The 794-nt window shown below is 72.0% G+C and carries 1 protein-coding gene; it reads left to right on the forward strand.

The genetic code is table 11. The annotated features are described in order from the left end of the window. Positions 1 to 259 precede the first annotated feature (259 nt). A partial coding sequence (locus ACYVE9_RS29165) for a PucR family transcriptional regulator ligand-binding domain-containing protein (protein WP_461030882.1) occupies positions 260 to 794 on the forward strand: 535 nt, incomplete at its 3' end.

Here is a 794-nt window from a genome sequence, read left to right on the forward strand (position 1 = left end):
CCCGCCTCGGCGAGTAGCGCCCCCCGGGGACGCGGCTGACACGGGTGCGGCGGCCAGGGGCCGCGGCGGGCCGGGGTTCACGGGCATGGCTGCTCCCCGAGGCGGTGCGGCGGGGCGCGAGGGCCTGAGAGCGGTGAGTGCGCCGGGCAGTCCCAGCTCACCGGGTAGCTGTACGGCGAGTAGCAAGGAGCCGTATCCTTACTCCCGTACGGCCAAAAAGCTCTGCACACTGTCCCCAGAAGGCAGACACGACACGCGCATGCAGCCCACGCTTGCCTCGCTAGTCCAGCACTCCTCGTTGAAGCTGACCGTACTCGCCGGCGAGGACCGCCTGTGGATGCCCATCCGCTGGGCCCAGGTCAGTGAACTCGCGGACCCGGTGCCGTACCTCGACGGCGGCGAACTGCTGCTGATCACCGCGATGAAGATCGACGCCGAGAACCCCGAGGCGATGCGCCGCTACGTCAGCCGGCTGGCGGGCGCCGGAGTCATAGGCCTGGGCTTCGCCGCAGGCGTCAACTACGAACGGGTGCCCGACGCGCTGGTGACGGCGGCTCGGGAGGCCGACTTCCCGCTGCTCGAAGTGCCGCGCCGCACCCCCTTCATCGCGATCACCAAGGCCGTCTCGGCCGCCATCGCCGCGGACCAGTACCGCTCGGTCACGGCCGGCTTCGAGGCGCAGCGCGAACTCACCAGGGCCGCACTCGCCGCCGAGGGGCCCGCCGCGCTGCTCGGACGGCTCGCCGTGCACGTCGGCGGCTGGGCCGCGCTGTTCGACGTGTCCGGCGAACTGG

The organism is Streptomyces sparsus (genome assembly GCF_054776295.1).